At 68.5% G+C, this 413-nt stretch carries 1 pseudogene; it reads right to left on the bottom strand.

Features of this window, described 5'->3' with window-relative positions:
* Positions 1-78 precede the first annotated feature (78 nt).
* Positions 79-413, bottom strand: a pseudogene (locus G3I78_RS49435) (uridine monophosphate kinase); the annotation flags it as partial.

The following is a 413-nucleotide window of genomic DNA, read 5'->3' as shown; positions in this document are numbered from 1 at the left end:
CACCAGTGCTCCTTCGTCGTTCGTCGTGGGTCGGTCCGTGCGTTCGTGTCCGGGGTCGCCGGCGTCGGCGCACCGATGTCAGTCGGTCGTGACCAGTGTGCCAATATTCTCGCCGACCAGGGCACGCGTGACGTTCCCCGGCTCGCTCATGCCGAAGACGCGCATCCGCACGTCGTTGTCCCGGCACAGGCTCAGCGCCGTCGCGTCCATGACCCCGAGGTCGTTGACGAGCGCGTCGGTGTACGTGAGGTGGTCGAGCTTGGTCGCCGACGGGTCCTTGCGCGGGTCGGCGGTGTAGACGCCGTCCACGCCGTTCTTGCCCATGAGGACCTCCTGGCAGTGCGTCTCGAGGGCGCGCTGCACGGAGACCGTGTCGGTGGAGAAGTAGGGCATGGCGGCGGCGGCGCCGTAGA

Origin of the sequence: Streptomyces sp. SID13726, assembly GCF_010548375.1 — a bacterium.
In the GTDB taxonomy this organism is placed as follows: domain Bacteria; phylum Actinomycetota; class Actinomycetes; order Streptomycetales; family Streptomycetaceae; genus Streptomyces.
The sequence above is the reverse complement of the archived record's forward strand: the minus strand, read 5'-3'. Positions and strand labels throughout refer to the sequence as shown.